3 protein-coding genes and 1 pseudogene are annotated in these 4,745 nt (G+C 46.4%); 3 read left to right on the top strand and 1 reads right to left on the bottom strand.

From position 1 onward, the window contains the following. Nucleotides 1-52: 52 nt before the first annotated feature. The 3 genes and pseudogenes from AACT52_RS10305 to AACT52_RS10295 all read left to right on the top strand — a co-directional run. Nucleotides 53-1,756, top strand: a pseudogene (locus AACT52_RS10305) (glycogen/starch/alpha-glucan phosphorylase); the annotation flags it as partial. Between the two features lie 366 nt (nucleotides 1,757-2,122). Then, the gene (locus AACT52_RS10300; protein ID WP_073636610.1) at nucleotides 2,123-3,391 is read left to right on the top strand and encodes a cytochrome P450; all 1,269 of its coding nucleotides are present in this window, start codon (nucleotides 2,123-2,125) and stop codon (nucleotides 3,389-3,391) included. 113 nt (nucleotides 3,392-3,504) lie between these two features. After that, a complete protein-coding gene (locus AACT52_RS10295) occupies nucleotides 3,505-3,735 on the top strand; it encodes a hypothetical protein (RefSeq protein WP_073636609.1) in 231 nt (76 codons plus the stop codon). A gap of 169 nt (nucleotides 3,736-3,904) precedes the next feature. Here the strand turns inward: AACT52_RS10295 and AACT52_RS10290 are convergent, their stop codons facing one another. Further along, nucleotides 3,905-4,657, bottom strand: coding sequence for a ZIP family metal transporter (locus AACT52_RS10290; RefSeq protein WP_073636608.1), 753 nt, complete (start codon nucleotides 4,655-4,657; stop codon nucleotides 3,905-3,907). Between the last annotated feature and the right edge of the window lie 88 nt (nucleotides 4,658-4,745).

Raw genomic sequence — 4,745 nt, 5'->3', positions numbered from 1 at the left:
GTGATTTGAGGAAGCCCACACTATACCGCTTACGGTTAGTGTGGGAGGATGTCACCCCAACGACAATAACTACCAAGGCAGGGAATTGCGTTTACAGCAGCAATACTTCTTTGTGTCCTGTTCTCTGCAAGATATCATCCGCAACTACCTGCAACACAATGACAACTTTGACAATTTCCCCAACAAAGTTGCTATTCAAATTAATGACACCCACCCCACCATTGGCATAGCAGAACTGATGCGGCTCCTGCTAGACGAACATCAGCTAGGATGGGAAAAAGCTTGGGACATCACCCAAAGAACCTTTGGTTTCACCAATCACACCTTACTGTCTGAAGCGTTGGAACGTTGGCCTTTAAGTTTGTTTGGCAGACTTCTACCTCGACACTTGGAGATTATTTTTGAGATTAACCAACGTTTCTTGGATCAAGTTCGTGCTAAGTATCCCGGTGACAATGAAAAAGTTGCCAGACTGTCGCTGATTGAAGAAGGAGCAGAGAAACGGGTGAGGATGGCTCATCTTGGCTGTGTGGGTAGTCATGCTATTAACGGTGTCGCAGCACTACACACTCAACTGCTGAAAAATGACCTGTTTCGCGACTTCTACGAACTGTTTCCCGAAAAATTCAGCAACAAAACCAATGGAGTCACCCCTCGTCGTTGGATTTTGATTGCCAACCCTAAACAAGCCCTGCTGATAACAAATAAAATTGGTAAGGGTTGGATCAAAAATCTGGAAGAACTCAAGCAGTTAGAAGCGTTTGTGGACGATGGGGAATTTCGGGAGCAATGGCGGCAAATCAAGCAGGAGAACAAGCAGGACTTAGCAGAGTACATTCTGCAAACGACTGGAGTTCATGTTGATGCCAATTCCTTGTTTGATATACAGGTGAAGCGACTGCACGAGTATAAGCGTCAGCTTTTGAACCTGCTGCACGTTATCACGCTTTATAACTATATCAAACAAAATCCCAATGCAGATGTTGTACCGCGAACCGTGATTTTTGCTGGTAAGGCTGCACCTGGTTACGCAATGGCAAAGTTGATTATTCAGCTCATCAACTCAGTAGCAGATGTCGTGAATAATGACCCAGATATAGGCGCTCGCCTCAAGGTCGTTTTCTTGGCAAACTACAATGTGGCGTTGGCACAGCGCATCTACCCAGGGGCTGACCTTTCCGAACAAATATCGACTGCGGGGAAGGAAGCTTCTGGCACGAGCAACATGAAGTTTGCGATGAATGGCACATTGATGATTGGTACACTAGATGGGGCGAATATTGAAATTCGCGATCGCGTCGGACAGGAAAACTTTTTCCTCTTTGGACTGACGACTGAACAAGTTTCACAAATCAAAGCTCAAGGCTACCATCCCTGGGACTATTACAACAGCAATCCTCAACTCAAACAGGCGATCGACCAGATTGCATCCGGTTACTTCTCCAAAGGTGACAGCAATTTGTTTCAACCACTGGTAGAATCTCTAAAAAACCGAGATGACTATCTCCTCTTTGCCGATTACCAGTCCTACATTGAGTGCCAACAACGGGTTAGCCATGCTTACCGCGACCAAGACAACTGGTTGAAGATGTCAATTCTCAACGCAGCGCGCACGGGCTACTTTTCCTCAGACCGGACAATTCGCGAGTACGCCCAAGATATTTGGCACGTTCAGCCTGTACCTATTACCTTAGAGGATGATCAACAGGAGAATGCAGCCATAAATATCGAAGCACAACCTGCATATAGTCATTAATTTGTCAACTGGTAATTCGTAATGACAAGCCCTTTCAAGGTGGGTAAAAATTTTGGTCAAGAAATTCCTCTTTAACCTCTTTACTCTGTGTAACGCCAGTCGCCTGCTGTCGGGAAACCCTCCCGCAGCGCTGGCTCCTCTGTGCCTCTGTGGTTAAATAAATTACTTTCAAACCGCAGAGGCACAAAGAGCGCAGAGAAAAAAAAGAGATTTTACGAGTAACCTTGAAAGGGCTGTTCGTAATGACTAACTCAATTACGAATTACTCAGCACTATGTCCTGGCGATTTCTCATCGCCAGGTGCAAAATATGAAAATTACGGACTAACTATCGTAGACCAGGGTGAGTTGAGGAATAAGAAAGATTATGGAAACCACAAGTGGACAGTTTGTAAAACAGTCTGAAAAGGGTACTTGCCCTCATCTTGGATCAGAGTATCAACCCTTTGTCAACCCACAGCTTGATGACCCCTATTCTTTCTATAAGCGTGCGAGACAGGAAGAGCCATTATTTTACAGCCCAGAATTAAATGCTTATGTTCTCACCCGTTATGACGACATCCTCACTGTACTGAAAGATCCAGAGCGGTTTTCCTCAGTAGATACTCTGCGACCTACTGTCCACTTCACGCCGGAGGTGCTGCAAGTACTCGCTCAAGGCTATCTTCCCGTTCCTACTGCTTTTAATAGCGACGGTGATACTCACAAGCGCTTCCGCGAGCCAATGAATAGAGCGTTCGCACCAGCCCGGCTTGCGGTCATGGAAGATTGGATTCGCGCCATTGCTAACAAGTTGGTAGACGGTTTTATCAATAACGGTAACGCCGAAATCATCTCAGAATTTGCGAATCCACTGCCGCTTGAGGTCATCCTGACCATGTATGGTGTTCCTGTAGAGAAAATGGCACAAATGAAAAAGTCGTGCGATCACCAGATGGCTTTGTTTCACTTTTCGCACTTGACACCAGAACGCCAAATTGAATATGCTCGCAGCATTGTTGCCATGCAGCACACCATTGCAGGTCTGATTGAGGAACGAAAGCTTGCACCACGAAACGACTTTATCAGCGATATTCAGACCGCAGACTTTAACATGAACGAGTTGGTCGTTGTTTTATGCGGCACAATATTGGCTGGACATGAGACTACAAGTCATCTGATTAGCAATGCCTTAAAAGTCCTTTTAGAACGCCCTGAGTTGTGGCAAGCCCTCTGTGACGATCCATCACTGATTCCTGCTGCAATTGAAGAGGTATTGCGTTACGATGATCCTGTCCCATCAATCATTCGCACCACCACTCAAGAGGTAGAGCTAGCCGGAGTGACACTTCCTAAAGGCACCCAAATTTTCTTGATGTATGCTTCGGGTAATCGTGATGAAACTCAGTATTCTGATGCTGAGTACTTTCAGCTTGCACGTTTCAAACAGGCACCCGTAAATCATCTTTCCTTTGGCAATGGAATACATTACTGTGTTGGTGCATCCTTGGCTCGTCGGGAAGCACGAATTGCTCTGGAGACACTGTCTAAGAGATTGCCGAATCTAAGACTTCGCCCAAACCAACAACTCGCGCATATCCCATCGTTGCTGTTCCGTGGTTTCACTCAGCTCGATGTGGAGTGGGATGTCGCTTGATATATCGTGTAGTAACAACCGGAAGAGTACGTCCATTGCTAGAGGGAACAGTACCCGCCCGAGTCTTAACTTGTGTAGATAGTTAGTTTAGCAAGTTCACCAAAGAGGCAAAAATGACTCAGGAACCACGCAAGCCTATTCATTTATCAGTCCATGAAAGCGCTGATCCAAGTGTAATTAGCCCATCACCAGATAAAGAAGCTTCTGGGAATATGAATGACTTGAATGACTCTGTTCATGATGACGAAAACGCAGATGTTCCCATTCCGGGGCTTTCTGATGACGCTAGCGACTCTAATCCTGTTGATCGCCAGATCGGTATTGTAGGCAGAACCGCCGGATAACCTGATGGTAACACCACAAGGGCGATCGCCGGTAAGGACACTGCACTCCGCGTAATCCCCCTTTTTCTAACCATAAAAGGCTTTGGTCTATCACTTGAACAAAAAAGCCCCCAAAGACATACTGGGGGCTTGTAACTACTGAAGTTATGGGTTAAATGTACAAGTTCTATCACAGTTTGCTAAGTACAAACGCAGCAAGAAACCCCAAAACGACAATCAAACCAGCAAAGTTGTGAGCTTGTTCAAAGGCTTCTGGAATCATTGTGTCTGATATCATGGCAAGAATCGCGCCTGCGGCTATGGCAGTTGTGGCAGCAATCACTTCTGCAGAGAAGTGACTAAAGACAGCATACCCTATCAATGCTGCTATCCCAGAGGCAACAGCAATCATTCCCCACACACCGAAAATATAACCAATTGAGCGACCTGCCTTTTTCATACCAGCAGCGCTGGAAAGTCCTTCAGGAATGTTGGACAAGAAGACTGCTGCTACAGTCACCCAACTGACAACGCCTCCCCCCAGCATACTCACACCGATTACTATCGACTCTGGAATACCGTCTAAAAGAGCACCAACAGCTATTGCCAATCCACTACCGCTGTCTTCCTCCTCCCGTGGTTGCTGCTGACCAGAGCGTTTGCGATGTTTTGCCCCTTGATATGCCAAATACCAGTTTGCCGGTGTATAAACCACAGCGCCAGTGACAAAGCCAAATGCAGTGGAGTCAAATCCCCCGCGTTTGTAAGCTTCATCCATTAACTCAAACGACAACGCTGAGATTAACACCCCAGCACCAAATGCCATGATGGCAGCAATTGCCCGCTGGGGAATTTTGGCAAAATAACCTACCGCCGCTCCCATTAACAGGGCTGAACCCCCAACCAACCCCCAAAATCCTGCTTGTAACCATAATGGAACCATGATACACCCTCAAAATTCGTAAACTAAGGCAAATTTAGCTTCTTCGCCGTAAGCCCCGCGCTATAACGGTACTCCGGTTAGCGTCGGG

Source organism: Scytonema sp. HK-05 (genome assembly GCF_963872035.1).
Taxonomy (GTDB): Bacteria; Cyanobacteriota; Cyanobacteriia; order Cyanobacteriales; family Nostocaceae; genus Kalymmatonema.
Note: the sequence above shows the minus strand (reverse complement) of the source record. Positions and strands in the feature narration are given on the sequence as shown.

Coding starts and splice junctions, on each gene's coding strand:
- AACT52_RS10300 (WP_073636610.1), top strand. CDS start 2,123: ATGGAAACCACAAGTGGACAGTTTGTAAAACAGTCTGAAAAGGGTACT.
- AACT52_RS10295 (WP_073636609.1), top strand. CDS start 3,505: ATGACTCAGGAACCACGCAAGCCTATTCATTTATCAGTCCATGAAAGC.
- AACT52_RS10290 (WP_073636608.1), bottom strand. CDS start 4,657: ATGGTTCCATTATGGTTACAAGCAGGATTTTGGGGGTTGGTTGGGGGT.